10 protein-coding genes are annotated in these 17,865 nt (G+C 40.8%); 6 read left to right on the forward strand and 4 right to left on the reverse strand.

Translation table 11 applies throughout. The annotated features are described in order from the left end of the window. Positions 1-374 precede the first annotated feature (374 nt). The 6 genes from ACT3CD_RS05445 (at position 375) to ACT3CD_RS05470 (ending at position 11,075) form a co-directional block, all read left to right on the forward strand. The gene (locus tag ACT3CD_RS05445; protein ID WP_444643681.1) at positions 375-3,374 is read left to right on the forward strand and encodes a SusC/RagA family TonB-linked outer membrane protein; all 3,000 of its coding nucleotides are present in this window, start codon (positions 375-377) and stop codon (positions 3,372-3,374) included. A gap of 76 nt (positions 3,375-3,450) precedes the next feature. Continuing rightward, positions 3,451-5,055: a RagB/SusD family nutrient uptake outer membrane protein gene (locus ACT3CD_RS05450; protein WP_444643682.1), complete on the forward strand. Its 1,605-nt coding sequence runs from the start codon at positions 3,451-3,453 to the stop codon at positions 5,053-5,055. Between the two features lie 19 nt (positions 5,056-5,074). Beyond that, a complete protein-coding gene (locus ACT3CD_RS05455; RefSeq protein ID WP_444643684.1) occupies positions 5,075-6,235 on the forward strand; it encodes a SusE domain-containing protein in 1,161 nt (386 codons plus the stop codon). 107 nt (positions 6,236-6,342) lie between these two features. Next, positions 6,343-7,428, forward strand: coding sequence for a starch-binding protein (locus ACT3CD_RS05460; protein ID WP_444643686.1), 1,086 nt, complete (start codon positions 6,343-6,345; stop codon positions 7,426-7,428). A gap of 246 nt (positions 7,429-7,674) precedes the next feature. After that, the gene (locus tag ACT3CD_RS05465) at positions 7,675-9,048 is read left to right on the forward strand and encodes an alpha-amylase family glycosyl hydrolase (RefSeq protein ID WP_444643688.1); all 1,374 of its coding nucleotides are present in this window, start codon (positions 7,675-7,677) and stop codon (positions 9,046-9,048) included. Positions 9,049-9,086: 38 nt separating this feature from the next. Next, positions 9,087-11,075, forward strand: a complete 1,989-nt coding sequence (locus tag ACT3CD_RS05470) for a glycoside hydrolase family 97 protein (RefSeq protein WP_444643690.1) — start codon at positions 9,087-9,089, stop codon at positions 11,073-11,075. Positions 11,076-11,402: 327 nt separating this feature from the next. Here the strand turns inward: ACT3CD_RS05470 and ACT3CD_RS05475 are convergent, their stop codons facing one another. From ACT3CD_RS05475 to ACT3CD_RS05490, 4 genes are all read right to left on the reverse strand, one after another. Beyond that, positions 11,403-12,272 carry a DUF7281 domain-containing protein gene (locus ACT3CD_RS05475; RefSeq protein WP_444643692.1) on the reverse strand — a complete coding sequence of 290 codons (870 nt, stop codon included), beginning with the start codon at positions 12,270-12,272 and terminating at the stop codon, positions 11,403-11,405. Further along, complete coding sequence (locus tag ACT3CD_RS05480; RefSeq protein ID WP_444643694.1) at positions 12,262-15,876, reverse strand: ATP-binding protein; 3,615 nt, start codon at positions 15,874-15,876, stop codon at positions 12,262-12,264. The genes ACT3CD_RS05475 and ACT3CD_RS05480 overlap by 11 nt, the downstream gene beginning before the upstream one ends. A gap of 103 nt (positions 15,877-15,979) precedes the next feature. Next, on the reverse strand, positions 15,980-16,561 hold the full coding sequence (locus ACT3CD_RS05485; RefSeq protein WP_444643696.1) for a condensin complex protein MksE: 582 nt from the start codon (positions 16,559-16,561) through the stop codon (positions 15,980-15,982). A gap of 14 nt (positions 16,562-16,575) precedes the next feature. Then, entirely contained in the window at positions 16,576-17,805 is a 1,230-nt protein-coding gene (locus tag ACT3CD_RS05490) for a hypothetical protein (protein WP_444643698.1), read from the reverse strand. Between the last annotated feature and the right edge of the window lie 60 nt (positions 17,806-17,865).

Genomic DNA, 17,865 nt, shown 5'->3' on the forward strand with positions numbered 1-17,865 from the left:
TTGGGAAATATGCGATCTTATTGTAATTGCCTCTTTTTAAATATATTGCATTTTACCCCACGCAAAGAATATTTACCTTAGAGTTACCTCTTATTGATGGTTATACCAGAATAAGTTTGTTTTGTGTTAAAATTTATAAAAATAAACTTGTTAAACATAAATTGATTATGGGGTATGATTGTAATAAGACGTTGAGCTATTAAATGTAACGAGTGCCATTCTTAAAAAAGAGGCACCGCTTTCCATTTTTGTATTACCCGGAACTGGTTAAATCCAAAAATAGTTTCTATAAGGTAAGCTGCAAAAAAATGACAGATATTCATTGAATGTGGCTTAGATCTTTTACTGCAAGAGAAAAATTTAAAATTCAAATCATGAAAAATCGAATGTTATTTAATTTAAAAAGGATAATTCCCTTAATTGGAATTCTATTCTTTTTATCCAGCAATGTCGATGCGCAGTCGCACTCTGTTAGCGGCTTTGTTTACGACGTTAACGGCGAGCCAATCCTCAGGGTTAATGTTATTGTGAAAGGAACCATCAATGGTACGGTTTCCGATTTAGATGGCGCTTTTAATCTATCCGGCGTAGAAGAGGGCGACAGTTTGGTTTTTTCGTCTATCGGATTTATAACGCAGGAAGTTGTTTATTCCGGCCAGCAACCTCTGAAGGTGGTGCTGAAAGAAGATATGGAGTTTTTGAACGAAGTGGTAGTAATTGGTTACGGCTCTGTGAGAAAAGAAGATTTAACCGGCTCTGTCTCGGTAGTTAAACCCGATCTGGGCGGACGTGGTATGGCTCCTAACCCCCAGGATGTTTTGATTGGTAAAATCCCCGGCGTACAAGTCGTGACAAGCGGCGGATCACCAAGTGGCGGATCCACCATCCGTATTCGTGGCGGATCATCTCTGTCGGCCAATAACGATCCGCTCATCGTGGTCGATGGAATTCCTTTAAATGGTGGTCCCGGTGGAGTTGGTAACATGCTTAGCACTATCAATCCAACGGATATAGAGTCGTTCACGGTGTTGAAAGATGCATCGGCCACGGCTATTTATGGCTCACGTGCTTCCAACGGGGTCATCATAATTACGACCCGTAAAGGCGCCTCTGGCAAACTTCAGATTACTTATGATGGCAATGTGTCGGTAAGTAAACGTAAGCAAGGTATTGACGTGTTAAATGGCGATGAGTTCAGGTCTTTCATCTCTGAAATTTTTTCAGGTTTGTCTAACGAGACTGAAGTCATTAGCAAACTGGGGACAGCAAATACCAACTGGCAAGATGAAATTTTCCGGACAAGTATAAATACCGAGCATAACCTGGGTTTTATGGGTTCGGTGAACGAAATGATGCCTTACAGGGTTTCGATGGGATATACCAACTTGAATGGTATCTTGAAAACTTCAAATATGGAGCGATACACCGGTAGTTTTTCGCTAAAACCAAAATTGTTGACCGACCATCTTACCATCGATTTGAATGGACGCGGAATGTACATTAAGAATCGGTTTGCCGATCAGGGAGCTATTGGTGCAGCGGTGTCTATGGATCCTTCACAACCTGTTTACGACGAAAACAGTCCCTATGGCGGTTACTGGTCGTGGGTGGGCAATGATGGTAAAATTTTGAGTGTAGCTACTAAAAATCCGCTCTCGTTGCTGGAGTTGAGAAATGATGTCTCCGACGGCTACCAGCTTATGGGAAATGCGCAGTTAGACTATAAATTGCATTTTTTTCCCGCCATTAACCTGAATTTGAATTTAGGATTGGATTACTCCAATACTTCCGGCGAAAATAAGACCCTACATACTGCACCTGCCCAAGCCAACGCAGGTGGGTATAAAAACAACTGGGATAATGAAAGAAGAAATTCTTTGCTTGACTTTTACGCCCGATACAAAAAAGACCTGTCCTTTATGGAGAGCTCCTTTGATGTGATGGGAGGGTATTCATGGCAGCATTTCTGGTGGGAAAACAGCAACTTAGCCGTTCGTACCGACCCGGAGTTGTCTGATGAGGATGGTAATTCGGAAGTGATTGAAGACAATGCCCCATATGCTGAAGAGTATTACCTGGTGTCCTTTTTTGGTAGGGTAAATTGGAATATGTACAATAAATACCTTTTGACGCTTACGTTGCGTCAGGATGGTTCGTCTCGTTTCAGTAAGGATAACCGGTGGGGTATCTTTCCAGCATTGGCTCTTGCATGGCGCGTTAATGAAGAGTCTTTCATGGATGGATTTAATGCCTTATCTAATCTTAAGGTCCGTTTGGGATGGGGTATTACCGGACAGCAGGATGTTGGTGGTGTATACCCGGCTATACGAGTTTATCAAAATAGCGTGGGCGAATCAGCAAATTATTACAGAGACGGGGGATGGGTTGGCTTTGTTAAACCATTGTCGTACAATGCAGACCTGAAATGGGAGTCAACGTCCACATGGAATGCTGGTATTGATTATGGTTTCTTTAATAATCGCATCAATGGTACCATAGATTTGTATTATCGGAAAACAGAAGATCTGTTCAACGCTGAGGTTAAGGTGGCGGCCGGAAGTAACTTCAGCGAATATGTGGTAGCTAATGTGGGAACATTGGAAAATATTGGAACTGAATTCTCCGTCAATTTTGTGCCGGTGGTTAACGATGATTGGAATTGGGAGGCCGGCTTTAATTTTGCGTATAATGAAAATGAGATTACCGCTCTGACGCAAAATGATAAATCAGCATTGAATCGCTTTGGTAATACCGGTGGTGATGGGGGTTTTAACCTTTTGGCACATGCAGTTGGGCATCCTCACTCTATGTATTATGTATATGAACAGGTTTACGATGATAGTGGAAAACCAATTGAAGGGATGTATGTTGATCGTAACAACGATGGGCAGATCAATGAAGAAGATTTGTATCTGTATCACAAATTTACCCCCGACTGGAACATTGGTTTTAATACCAAGGTGAGTTGGAAAGCATGGGATTTGTCTCTTTCGTCGCATGGTAGCTTTGGAAATTATAATTACAACGCTGTTGCAGCCAATAATGCCGAGCTGGCTCCGGCCCGGGTCTATGCCAATGAATTTTTAAGTAATCGTCATCAATCAGCCTTTGAGACTAATTTCCAGTACAAACGCGTGTTGTCCGATTATTATGTACAGGATGCGTCTTTTTTCCGAATTGATAATATCACTCTGGGTTACTCTTTTAAGAACCTGTTGAAGCAAAAAATTACGGGGCGTGTTTACGGCTCGGTTCAAAACCCTGTTGTGTTTACCTCCTACGAGGGATTGGATCCTGAAGTATACGGAGGTGTTGATAATAATTTTTACCCGCGTCCCATTACCACAATGATTGGGTTGAGTCTAAGTTTTTAAATCGGGAAGAAAATGAGAAACGTTTCGAATCGTCGAAACGAGTTACATACAACCTTAATAAATAAAAACTACATGTATGAAGTCAATATATAAAATATCCAAATGGGGCATCTGCCTGCTTGTCATTATGTTGTTCGGTTCTTGTACGAACGATCTGGATACGACACCTCCTGGGGGCAAGGAGACCACTGCCGAAGAAGCCTGGAGCGATCCGGATACTTATAACAAATTTGTTGCTAAAATATATGCCTGTTTTGCTTTGTCTGGAAATCAGGGACCTAACGGATACGATGACATTGCCAGTGATGATCAGGGTGAAGCCACTTTTCTTCGCTCTTACTGGAATCTGCAGGAATTGCCAACCGATGAAGCGGTTTGTGCCTGGTCTGATGATGGGCTCGATGGCCTAACTTTTTGCCAATGGACTTCCAGCAATCGGTTTGCCGAATTGAGTTATAACCGTATGCTGGTAACCATTGCCTTTTGTAATGAGTTTATGAGAGAAACGGAGGATGATTTGTTGGAAGAAAGAGGCGTTGATGAGTCGTTTAAAACTAAAATTCAGGAGTATCGTAACGAGGTGAGAGTGCTTCGGGCCATGAATTATTATTTCTTGATGGATTTGTTTGCCAATGTGCCCTTTTTAACACCTGAAGATGGGGTGGGAGCCTTTTTACCAGAGCAAAAGGGACGCGATTTCTTTTTTCCATGGATTGAGAGCGAACTTAAAGCCTGTGAAGGACAGCTGCCTCTCAATTCAGAACTTAATTATGGTAAAGTTACGGATGCTGTGGTTTGGATGCTGCTGGCCAAAATGTATTTGAATGCCGAAGTTTATATTGGCGAGGATTATTATACCGAATGTCTCACCTATTTAAATAAGCTATTAGGGGCTGGTTACAGCCTCGACGACAAATACAGTTATCTGTTTGGTGCCGACAATCATTTGTCGCCTGAGATTATTTTCCCGATTATTTTTGATGGTAAAAAAGCCACCAGTTATGGCGGTATGACCTACCTTATGGCCGCAGCCTGGGGCTCTGATATGGAACCGGGAAGTAATTTTGGCCTTTCCCAATCATGGTCAGGATTAAGAGCAGAGGAAACTCTGAGTACTTTGTTCGAAGGCGACGATGCCAGAGCCATGTTTTGGACCGATAAAAGAACGCTGGAGACCTCTACTCTGAACGATTTTAATTCAGGCTATTCCATCATTAAATTTACTAACATCAAACGAAGTGATCCCCTGAATGTACCTGTTGATGACAGAGAATTTGGGTCGGATACCCAGTTTCCCGATACCGATTTCCCGATGTTTCGACTGGCCGATGCTTATCTGATGTATGCCGAAGCCGTGCTGAGAGGTGGCGAGGGGGGCGATATAGGAACGGCTTTGGACTATGTGAATGAAATTCGTGATCGAGCTAAGGCCACAAGTATTGCTGAGAGCGATTTGACACTCGATTTTATTCTTGAAGAAAGAGCCCGTGAGCTTTATTGGGAAGGTCACCGCCGAACCGATTTAATTCGTTTTAACCATTTTACGACTAATTACACCTGGCCCTGGAAAAATGGCGTATACAGCGGCACCGCTAACATCAGCAATGTCTATAAGGTTTTTCCTATTCCTGCAACAGAGCTCGTAGCAAATCCTAATATCAAACAAAATCCGGGTTACTAACTCATAAAAAACGATAAAAATGAAACTGAATATATTTATTGTCAATTTGATTCTTGCCTGCATAACCGTTTTTTACGGTTGTCAGGATGAGGATGAGAGTCCGGTACTTACCGATATACAGCCCAGCGAACTGGATTATTTGCCTTTCAATACCATTGAATTGCAAAAACCTGATGACGGAACCACTCCTTTGTTATTCACAATTACCTGGACTGAGACCTCTTTTATTCTCGACCATGCCGGGCAGGCAACTCCTGTGGGACCGGTCAGCTATTCATTGCAAATGGATGAAGAAGGTAACAGCTTTAATAATGCGGTTGTTCTGGCTGCTACGGGGAATTTGTTTGCGGATATACTTGTGACAGATCTCAATACTTTTTTATTAAACGATTTGGGCGCAAATGCCGGCGAGCCTGTTAATTACGAACTCAGAGTGGTGGCTTCTTATGGTGCAGGTACCGAAGCTCAGCAGGTCGTTTCGGCTAATTCGCTGCCGGTAACTATTACTCCGTATTTTCCGCCTAAAGAGATAGAGCCCGTTTACCTCGTGGGCGATATGCAGGGGACTACACTGGAAAATACTGCGTTTATGATGTACCGAAACAGTAGCAGCGACGACGATTATGTTTATACCTACACGGGTCGGTTTGATGACGATACCCGTTTCAAATTATTTCCCCAAAGTGAATTGGGTACCGACAATTATTATGGTGCCGGCGAAAATGACGTCCTGTTGTTTGGCGAAGCTCCTGAAAATGACTTTTATATTGAAACGGAAGGTTATTATACCCTCAATATAAATATTGAAAATATGACCTGGAACCTTGAACCGTATGACGCCAGTGGTGCTGTGATCTGGCCTGTTATAAATTTTGTGGGGCAATTTTCAAATTGGGGCGTCGATAATGAGCCGGATATGGTTGCTTCTGATTACGATCCGCACCAGTGGACTTTGGATATCAGCCTCGAGGACATCGATTATGGGGTGAAATTTAGAGCCAATAATGGCTGGGACGACCGTTGGTGTCCGCAGGTACCCACCGATAGCCCGTATGGTATAGCTGATTATAACCCTTCTTCACATGACAATAATATTGATTTGTCCGAACAAGGATTGGGACAATACCATGTTCGTTTTAATGATTTAACAGGTCATTACGTTGTTTTGATTCAGGAATAATTTTTAATAAGAAAAAGATGAAACGAGCCATGGAAATTATCTTACACACAGGAGGATGATTAATTCCGGAGCGTTTCATCTGACCTTAAAAATTAAATTATAAACACATGAAAAGTTTTAAATATATAATAAATCTTTTGGTTCTGTCAGTCATTTTCTTTGCCTGTTCAGATGACTATGACAGAAGTTCTGGTGGTGATATCACATCCAATAACCCGGTTTTAAATATGCTTTCGCAAAATGAATTTTTAATTGAGAAGGCAGTCGATGGTGAAGATGGAGACTTCCTTTTTAGATCATCCTGGACGGCTCCCCGTATCTCTTACACCAATGGTCTGCCTGTGGAAGTCTCCAACATACAATACGAACTTCAGGCAGGTGTGCTGGGAAATGAATATGAACAGGCGGTTACCATTACTGAAACGGATAAGCTTTTTGACGATATCTATTCAGGTGAATTTTACCGTGTGGCTGAAGAATTGGTTGAAGAAAATTTTGCCGGCACTGTTAATCTGGAGTTGCGCGTTTTAGCCACTTATAATGGGTCTTCAGATACCCTTATTTCTAACTCTGTTACGGTGGTGCTTTTGCAGGAAGAAACCGTAGAACCGGAAGAATTAACCATACGCTTCAAACAAACTGCCGGCGCCTGGGAAGAGTTCGCAGTTTATGCCTATGGCGATTCGGAAGTGTATGGGGGGTGGCCCGGTCAAGTGTTGGAAGTTGGAACCGATGGTTGGTACTCTTTTACTGTGCCCATAAACCGTCCCATCAATTTTATTCTTAATGATAATGGTAACGGACAGCAGATGGATTTTTTAACCGACCCTGTATCTGATGCCTGTTATGAACTGAATACCAGTGATGGCACATGGAGCGCTGTGGAGTGCCCTGCTTTACCCATTACAATAAGATGGAAATATGCGGGGACAGACTGGACTACCTCGGCCATTTATGCCTGGGGCGGAGAGCCTACCGGAGAAACTTTTGGAGCGTGGCCGGGAACGGTTGGAGTACCCGACGCAAATGGTTGGTGTACGGTCTCCTTTGCATCGGGACAAACGGCAGGCAACATCATTTTTAACAATGGAACAGGCGGGGATGGTGCCCAGTTTGATGTGTCTATAACTGTGACCGAGAATACTTGTTTCGAGATCACCTCCGATTCCTATACCGTAGTGGATTGTGAATAATTATGAAACGGTTGAAAACGGACTGTTTTAAAGCTTAATAAATTATTTTTAGGGTCATGATAGATAGGCGCTTAATTGGTGTTTATCTGTCAGGACCGAAAAATAAATTAACTGGTATATCGTTTCAGTAAGAAAATTCATGTGCCTAAAACATTAGTGCAAGATAAGGAAACTTCATTTTGACGTTCCCGAAGTTTTAAAAATGACCTTTTTTGTTGACTCGATATAACCCAAACCAATTCAATAATGAGCGGACATATTATTAATAGTATACTTTTTCTTCTGTCTTTTTTGGCACTTTATTCCTGTGATGATGACGACTCCATTGTTCATGATTCTGATCCGTTGGAAGAGTTTTATGGTGAGCCTTTTGACAAGATGCCTGCATTGAAAGATGTGGTTATGTATGAGGCCAATGAACGTGTTTTTGCGGCAAATAGCTCTTTCGGGGCCATTACCGGGCGTTTGGATCAGATCCGGTCGCTTGGGGTGAATGTGCTTTGGTTAATGCCGGTTACGAAGCAGGGGCAAGAGAATGCTTTTGGTTCACCATATTGTGTAAAGGATTATCAATCTACCAACCCTGAATATGGCTCTCTTGACGATTTAAGAACTCTGGTTAAGGAAGCGCATAACAGAGAGATGGCCGTTATCATTGATTGGGTGGCCAATCATACCGCGTGGGATAATGTCTGGCTCGATGAGCACCCTGAGTGGTACACCCGTGATGCCGACGGTAATCCTATGGCGCCGGCCGGCACAAATTGGAGCGATGTGGTGGATTTGAACTACAACAACCACGAGATGAGGGCAGAAATGATTGAGATGATGAAGTTCTGGGTGCGTGAAGCCAATATAGACGGTTTTCGTTGCGATGCGGCCGACTGGGTGCCGATAGATTTCTGGCGTGAGGCTATTTACGAACTACGTTATATGCAAGAAGACCGCACTATCCTGATGCTTGCCGAAGGTACGGAGCCAAAGAATTTGCAGGCCGGCTTCGACATGGATTACGGCTGGAATTTTTGCGATGTACTGGAGGGTGTCTTTAATGACACCAAAACCATCGCCAGCCTTTATCAGTCGCATCTCGACGAGTATGAGGTAATACCCGACGGGAAACAAAAACTGAGACATAATACCAATCACGACAGGGCCAATGAATATAGTCCGGTTACAAAGTATCAGAATGCACAGGGTGCTTTGGCGTCGTTTGTCATTTCATCTACCATGGGTGGGGTTCCACTTATCTACAGTTCGCAGGAGGTGGCTTATGCGAATACTGTTGACTTTTTTAATTATGTGCCAGTCAACTGGGATGAAAATGAAAGCATTCACTCTGAATATCAAAATATAATGAGTGCTTATCAAACGTATGATGTGTTCAGAAATGGAAGTCTTGAGTTCTTTGGTGATAAGGATGTGGTTTGTTTTTCCCATACTTTGGATCAACAGGAGGCGCTTGTAGTGGTCAATGTACGTAATCAGGCATTATCGTTTACGGTGCCGCAAAAATTTATCGGAAGTGATTGGCATGATATGTTAACTAACAATTCCGTCCATATTGCTGAATCCATTAATCTTGACCCGTTTCAATATGAACTCTTGATTAATGAATAAAATTTGTTTGTGTTAAATTGTTTAATGATAGCTGTTTGATGAATTTAGGTGTAAAATATTTAGCGCTGTGTCTGGTTGCAGGATTAGTGGCCTGTAAATCCGGTGAGCGATATGAGGAGAAATCTCCCAATACGAAAATGACTGCTACACTGGGTATAGATCAGGGGCAAATTTATTATGAAGTGACCAGAGAAGGGCACCCTATAGTTAATAAATCTTTTTTGGGCTTTAAGCTTAAAGATGCGCCTGATTTGGCATCGGGTTTTGTTTTGAAAGAGGTTGTTCATACTTCTTTTAACAACACCTGGCAACAGATTTGGGGTGAGGTGTTGGAAGTGAATGAGATTTATAACGAAATGAAGATTCGGGTGGAAGAGAAAGGTGGCTTACAACGCTATTTCTTCATTACTTTCAGGTTGTTTAATGATGGCTTTGGTTTCCGATACGAATTTCCTGAGCAGAAGAATCTCACTGATTTTGTTATTATGGACGAGTTGACAGAGTTTGCTCTTCCTTCAAATCATACGGCATGGTCCATTCCATACGATATAGAGTCTTATGAAGGGTTGTACCGGCAAACCGCCATCAATGAATTGGATACGGTTAATACGCCACTCACCATGAAAACCAGTGAAGGGCTGTATCTCTCCATTCATGAAGCCAATCTGACCAATTATGCTGGTATGAATCTTTATCCGGTAGCTAATAACAAGTTGAAAGTTTATCTGACACCTTGGTCAACCGGCGAAAAAGTGTTTATGAAAGCTCCTGGTAATACGCCATGGCGAACCATGATTATTGCAGATAGCGCCGGTGATTTGATGCTTTCGCGATTAATGCTGAACCTGAATGAGCCTTGCAGGTTGGAGGACACCTCATGGATTAAACCTGGTCGATACATTGGTATATGGTGGGGGATGCACATGAAGAAATATAGCTGGCATGAAGGTCCCATTCATGGCGCTACCACCGCAAACACCAAACGGTATATTGATTTTGCCGCGAAGCATGGTTTTGCAGGGGTATTAGTAGAAGGATGGAACAAAGGTTGGGACGACTGGCGGAATTTTAGTTTTACAGAATCATATTCTGACTTCAACCTCAAAGAAGTAACAGAATACGGAGCGCAGAGAGGTGTGAGGCTCATAGGCCATCACGAAACAGGTGGCAATGTTGATAATTATGAAGCCCAATTGGATTCTGCTTTTGAGATATATCAAAAGTATGGTGTCAATATTGTGAAAACCGGTTACGTGGGAACTTTGCTCAACGGAAAAGAGAAACACAGTGGCCAGTTTGCCGTACGTCACTATCGCAATGTCTTTGAAAAGGCAGCAAAGTATCATATTATGATCGATAACCATGAGCCGGTGATGCCTACCGGCTTACAGCGTACTTTTCCCAATTTGATGACACAGGAAGGGGTGCGTGGACAGGAGTGGAATGCCTGGGCCAAAGATGGGGGTAATCCGCCCAATCATACTACGATAATCCCTTTTACCCGCGGCTTGGCAGGACCCATGGATTTTACACCAGGAATTTTTAATTTTGATAATACAGCAATGCCAGGTACAAGGGTGCAAACAACACTGGCCAAGCAGTTGGCTCTGTTTGTGGTATTGTACAGTCCGTTGCAAATGGCTGCAGATATGATTGAAAATTACGAGAAAAATCCTGAACCTTTTGAGTTTATTACGTCCTGTCCGGTTAACTGGGCCAAAACGGAGGTGCCTGAAGCAGAAATAGGCCGATATGTCACCGTGGCCCGAAAGGATAGAAACAGTGATAATTGGTTTGTGGGCAGCATTACTAATGAGTCTGAGCGTGAGATGAGGTTACCTTTGCATTTTCTGGATGAAAAGACCACCTATGAAGCCAAAATATTCAGAGATGGAAAAGATGCGAGTTATCTGACAAATCCATATTCAATAGCTATTGAGGAGACTCAGGTCACCGCCGACAGTGTTTTAATGATTCATCAGGCAAAAGGTGGAGGTACAGCTATTTTTTTTAGAAAAACGAATTAAAGTTTGTCTCTGAAGTCCAACTTCGCAGGTTTGTAGCCAATTATTGGCTACAAACCTGCGACCTCAAAAAGGTCGGAATAATCAATCAAAAATGAAAACTTAGACTTTAAACGTTTTGGGCCAAACTTCATACACATACACAGTCTGAACAAGCACAAAAAAAAATAATTGGTAGGTGACGCAATTATTATATGTATAAAGCTCCACTTTTCAATGTTTTAGCGTTTATACATACAAGGCGTCTTTTTTGAGCTACGTAAGCCTTGAATTTGAACTTTCTAGCTCAAACGGCCGACTTTTATGGCAGGCACAACTTAGACCAATTCGTTAAAGTGTCTGTTCGTTCAATAGACGTTCCTGCTCAAGTCCTTTTCCATACTTCCTTAATAGGTTGGCAAGCTCTTCAACTTCGGGGTATTCATGAATGTTAATTGAGTCGAGAAGATGAACCTGTTGGTTGTAAAGATGCTCTATTCCATATTTATCAATTAGATGATCAATATCAGGCGGGACGAAAAAGCGGCAACGATTGGCCGGCAGTAACTTTCTATATTCCCGAATGTAAATGCTCAACCCGGCAGGATCGAAATCTCCGAAATGAAGATAACTGTTGGGAATGGTTTGAAGCCATCGGTTAGGACTTTGACTCAGGTATCGCATCACCACAATGAGCTCTTTTTGAGGGAATAACTTAATTAATTTGTCAAATTTAAGGTAGCATTCAGGGTTCTCTATTCCTACTACCAAAGCCGATGGTGAAATTTGTAACTGTTCGGGACGCCATACAAAGAGTTCAATTCCTTTGGGAGGTGCCATAACCGTTTTATTTGAGACGGTAATTTCAGATTTAAAGGCTTTTATGAAAAATCCTTGTAAACTTTTAGCACGAAACGTTTTTGTGGACTTTGATGCCGATAGGGAACTCTCACCATCGGCATCTGTTGACCCGAAGCGGGAGATATAGTCTTCCAGTGAAAGGATGTCGTTTTGAACCTGTAAATATGTCTTGAGGCGCAATGAATTTGGGCAACTGTAATTTACCCGGCGGCCGGCAACGGGCCATTTTTGAATAATACCATCTTCGGTAAACTGTTTTAATAAACCTTTGGCACTAATTTCGCTTGCTGATAGTTTTTCTCCATTGGCAAGTCTCAGCAGGCAGCGGGCAAATGATAATGGGATCGGCTTAGAGTTCATGGCTAATCAATTTTGTAATGCCTGTTTTATTCGATTTTGGGTTTTTGCGGAACATATAGATGTGTCTGTAGTCCGATTCGTTATGTGAGTTGGGCGATCCGTTAATCAATCGAATGTTCCGTTCGCCGGCGAAGGAGATTAATCCCGTTACATTGCTGTCATGCAAAATGCCGACCTCGTCAATTAAACAATGTAAAATGGCCTCAGATTGAGGTTTTGAGCCATTGCTTTTGAATATGTGAAGCAGGTTAATGTATATCATTGATTTGACCAAAACATCGGTTCCGTTTGAGCCAACGTTTGCCAGTCGGCTAACCCAATTGGTGTCATTTTCATTTTCTCTGATGCGGAATTCGAGGTCGAAGGCATCCTCAAGTTTTATGGTTTTCGATTTGGCTTGTCCGATCTGTTGGAGCAGACTTTCGAGCAAATTTACCGCCTCTTCGTTATTTGAGCCTGTTGCATCCTGATTAAACAAATTTATTTCGCCGTAATTGAGGTTGTGTTCAGCCTGAAAGGTTCTAATCTTTCGAAGCAGTTGAATAATTTTATTGGAGCTTTCCTGAATTCGCATTTCAATGCTTTTTACAACTCCTACAAAATTGGATTTTCGGAAGTCACCATTGATCCGTTGAATGACCTTGAGTACATCTTCTTCTCTTTTTAGCAGCTCATTGGTTTCGTTTACGATACTAGCCAATACCATCGCATATTTACGGGTGACTTCCGTTTTATAGTCAATAATTTTTTGTTCATGCACAAATTCTTTTAAATTTTCGGCGAAAGCTCTGTATTGTTGATTCCCGGATAAATTTGTTTCAAAACCAAGGCAATTGTTTGGGTTGAAGCAACCGGCAAAGGTCGTGATTTTTTCGGTGAGCGTTTTATCCTGTTTTTCATATCTCAACGACAGATCCTGAAGTTGACTGATATTTGCGACACAATGCCAGGAATCACCAATATCGTGATGCTCTATGAAGTTTTGAAGTTCTTCATACAACCGCCTTTTTCGGAACTGATCAAATTCTTCCAACTCTCGTTTTAACTCTTTTCGTAATATTTCAATCTTATTTTTTTGTGTCAATAACTCATTTAGAATAGAGTGTTCCCTGGCCATTCTATTTTGGAAGAGGTTTTCAGCATGGTCCAACGCATTTTCCAGTTCTTTTCTGGTCTGTTGAAAGTCGGCCAATTTGTCGATATAGTCCTCACAATCTTTTTTGTATCGGATTACCAACGGGAAATTTGTTTCAATTTCCTTTAGTTTGGCGTTGACAGTTTCAAGTTTTTCTTCCAGATTTTTAATTTCTTTTGTATCTACGCCTTTATCTTCAAGTAGTTTATTGCGCTGTGATTCCAGTTCTTTAATTTTTGATCTGAAATCGTTCCTGATTTTTTCAGCGTCGCTGTTAATTTTCAGCTCAAGCGTTTTTTGTTCCGATTTTAGTTTTTTTTCTTTTGTTTTGGTTGTGGCCTCAAGGCTTTTAATTGCTTGATGATATTGTTCGGTGCGCTTTGTGATGAGGCTTATCAACGTTTGTTTTTCCAGTTCCAACTTATGTTTTTCAGCTTGTGCCAGTTCCTGTTGTTCCTGCTTTATTTTTTCGACATCTTTTGCAATCTGGTTAAGACTGAGCCCGAATTTCTCAAGATTAATTTCCGTTTTTTCAAGTTCAGAAACAGAGACTATTTTTTGCTGCTTTAAATCAGAGAGTTGCTTGTTGTATTTCTTTTGCAGTTTGTCCTTCTGATCCTGTACCTCAAGGGAATGATTGTCAATTTTTATATTTAGTTTTTGTAGCTTTTGGGTAATTGTCTCTACCTGATTCTCCAGATCTGTTTTTGATAATTGAACCGGATTCAGGTTTTCCAGATTCAGATTTAATCCGTAGCAGTTATCGCCAACGGAAAGTTCCGGGTTCAAGTCATTTCGTAGTAATATGTCTTTTGATGCTATTTTCCCGATGGTCTGATTCCATGCCGGCTGATGTTCTTCCAGAAATTCAATTAAGGAGCCGGATAATGCCTGTAGTTCCGATTTGACTCGTTCCAATTCCTGTTCCAGTTCCTTTTTCTGCCGAACAAAACCTTTGGTTATTTGACTGCTTTTTAGTTCAATTAGTTCCAGCTCTTTGGTTCCTTCTTTTTGTTTGTTTTCCCTGTTAAGATTAATGATTTCTTGTTGTGAAACCAACTCTTGCTTTCTTTTTTCAGCCGCCTGAATTTTATTGTTCAGATCGTCTTGTTCTTCTTTTAAAAATTGTTGTTGCGAAATACTTCGTATTTTAAAATTCAATTCATTTATTTGGTGTACAATTTGTGTTTTTGACGAATTTAATTCGTCGGATTCGGCCTTAAATTCGTTGGCCAATTGTTCTTTATGCAGGTGAAAAGCATCCTTTAGTTCCGCGATATTATTACCAATTTGTTCTTTTTCTTTCGACTTTGAATTTTGGGAGTCGATTACTTGCATTTGGCATTCGTTTTCCAGTCTCTGTTTCTCGTTTTGGTATTGTTTTTCAACATCTTTCAGATTTGCTGTGGCCAATTGCAATTGATTTTGAATTTGCGATTGTTGTGCTTCATAGGATGCTTTTTTTTCGTTTTCAGCTATGATATGGTCGATTTTTTGTTCTGCATAATCTTTTACCAGTTGATTTGCTTTTTTAATGTCACTTTTGACTACTGATAATCTGCTTCGAATCCGATTCTGGTTTATGGAATGTTCAGCTTTGCTTTTTTTTAATTTTTCGTTCTGGTCGTTTAGTTTAGCTTCAATGATTTTATGGCTATCCTCATTTTCTTGTTTCTGATGCCGGGCCTTATTGTACGCAGCGCCTATTTCCCATGCCATCTTTTTTTGTTCTTCTTCCATCTGAAGCAGATTATTGTATGAGGAAACGATATTGTGAGCCATCTTTTCATGGGCCACAAATTGAGAGACATCTCTGTAATCATTTCTTGCAGTTTCAATATGGTGTCGGTTGGTGTCAAGGTTGAGCTCAAAGGGATCATCGCTCAACGAATTGATGATGGTCGTTTTTATGAATCCACCATCGAGCGATGAATTCAGAAATATATTGGAGATGGTTCTTGGGATGTTATGATAAGTGGGATTTTGTAGCAGGTGAAAACGACTCATACTTTTATTTGCGCCATAAATAATGTCGCGGTATTCGGTGAAACTATAGATTGGTCGATGAACTCTGTATCCCAGTAAATTGGCTTTTTCAATTATCTCAGTTTCCGACAATGGACGTCGGTCTTCAATGAATATATCGCGTCCATAAGGGCCGTCGATAAAGCGAAAACACAATCTGTTTTGCTTTTTGTAGAGCCAAACGCAAAAATTTCGATTTTTTTGACGGACTTCATAAATAATGTATGAATCGGCATAAGGAAAGTAATAGTCGCTGAAGGAACTTTTCTCTTTTGAGATTCCTAACTTGCGGGCATCGGCATTGTAAAAAAATAAAATAGCCCTCAGCAGGGTGCTTTTGCCGGTTCCTTGTGTGCCGATGAAATGAATATTTCCATCAAGTTGGATTTCATGGAAATCTACTTTTGCACTATTAATCAGAATTATCTTATTTAGTTGATTCATGTCTGGTTAATGCCTTTTTATCGTTATTTTTTTATTTCTCGTATTACGCTTCAACGATTTCTATGTTGAAACGCTGGTTTTTGATGTCGACTTAACGTTTTATTTATAATGAAGTAAGTGTGTCGTTGTCGTCGGTTTCATCTTCTTCCTGAATATTGACGGCTAAGACCATCTTTTCCATATAATCCCATGCGTCGAGGATTTTCCATGTTTGTTCAATCTCATTCTCTAAATCAATAAAGCCCTCTTTTTGCATTTCTTTAAGCAGATCGTCGAGCATCTCGATATAGTTTTTCCCCTTATTGGTTCTTTTTTGGAGATTTTGCAATTGTTCTTTCAGTGAAAGGTTTATTTCTATCTGGTTAAGAATGTCAAGAGGCTTAAACCGGGCACCCCGGCACAGATCCTTTCGGAAGGTGGTAAAAAAGGCCAGGATATCTAACCAGCGAAGCGCTTTCTCAATTTTATTCTCTATATTTTGATTGCTTTCGTTAATTCTGGAAAAATAATAGTAATTATTTCCCTCTTCGAGTTGAAAGCCAACTTCTTTAAATTTTAATTTCAGATCGTCAAAATGTTCTTCAAGGTAGGTGTAAAGATAGCGTTGCTGAGCGTCGACGGCATTCGAACAAATGAAATTTCCTTTGCTCAGTATTTCAAATATTTCGGGAGTTCGGCTATTCATTGTTATTGCAGTTTTTAATTGGTCCGCCGTTGTTCGGCTGAACTCTGATCATTTAACTTTGAAGGGTAAATTAATGCGTATTCCACCTGTTCGTAGGTTCCGGTTTGGTCGGTGAAATAAAATTCGGATTCGAAGAGCGAGGCTAAGTGACAAAAAAGTTTAATTCGTTGGCTGGCTGGTATTTCTTTGTTAAACCGATGTTGCATGGTAAAGGAAAACAGATCCTGATTTTTTCCCATGAAAATTTGTTTGAGCCCATGCAGATTAATGGTTTCCTCAATTTGTTCCTGATCTGTTAAAGCTTCCTCCGATATGGCCCCGGCTATATTTAAGGCCAGCAATTTTCGGTTTTTTATTTTATTGCGGACTTTAAAAATTAGTTTTTGGGTCTCTTCATCATTGAGCAATACCGAAATCGAGAGTCGGGTGCGGTAGCTTTCTGCCTGACTGATTGGAATATCCTGGTTTGTTGCCGCTAACTGATAAAAATTTGTTCTTTCTTTTAAGTAGTGTTTGTCTCTAAGCGACTTTAATTGCAGCACTTTTTCAACGATTTGAACTCTTTTTTCGATGTGGTTGAGATATTCAATGATTTGTTGCTGGATTTCGATGAGATTGTGAAAACTGCTATTCAGTGTTATGCGTAACCGATGAACGATTAGTTGTAACTCGGAGTCGGTGGCTGTTTTAAAGAATATATCCTCTTGAATCAATCGCTCAACGGCTTTAATAACACCCTCGAGTGCATCCCGCTGACTTCTGATATTGGTTAATTTTTCTTTTTTAATTTCGAAGTTCGTTTCCGTTTTATAGGTTTCGTCGGTATTGTTTCGGAGTGTTTTAACATTCTGAAGTGTCACCTGGTCAATGCGACGTAGATGTTTTTTTATTTTTATGAGATATTGCTCCCGTTTGGTTGCTTGATTTTCCTTCAAATAGTAGGACTGATTTGTTTTAATCTGATTTAGATTCTCTTGAATATACAGGACATGAACGGTTTCGTCAACTTCGAGAAACTCTTCAAAGAATTCCTGCAAACGAGAGTCTAAGCTAACTTGAGATTGATTTCGAAAAAGCAGATTATAGGCAGCCAGATGTTCTAATTTTTCTGTATCATGGTCAACTATGGGTAAAATCATCTCCTCCTGTATCGGAAACATTCGTTTGTCGAATAGGGCAGCGAACAATTTTCTGTATTTATATAGATCACCAATCAGTTCTTCAATTTTCTCAAATTTTGCCATTTTTAGCTGATCTTGTGACCGGGCCAAGTCTTATTTTAGCGGCCTGTCGGAGTTTTTTAT

This window comes from Geofilum sp. OHC36d9, from assembly GCF_052400685.1.
Classification (GTDB): Bacteria; Bacteroidota; Bacteroidia; order Bacteroidales; family Marinilabiliaceae; genus CAZHHH01.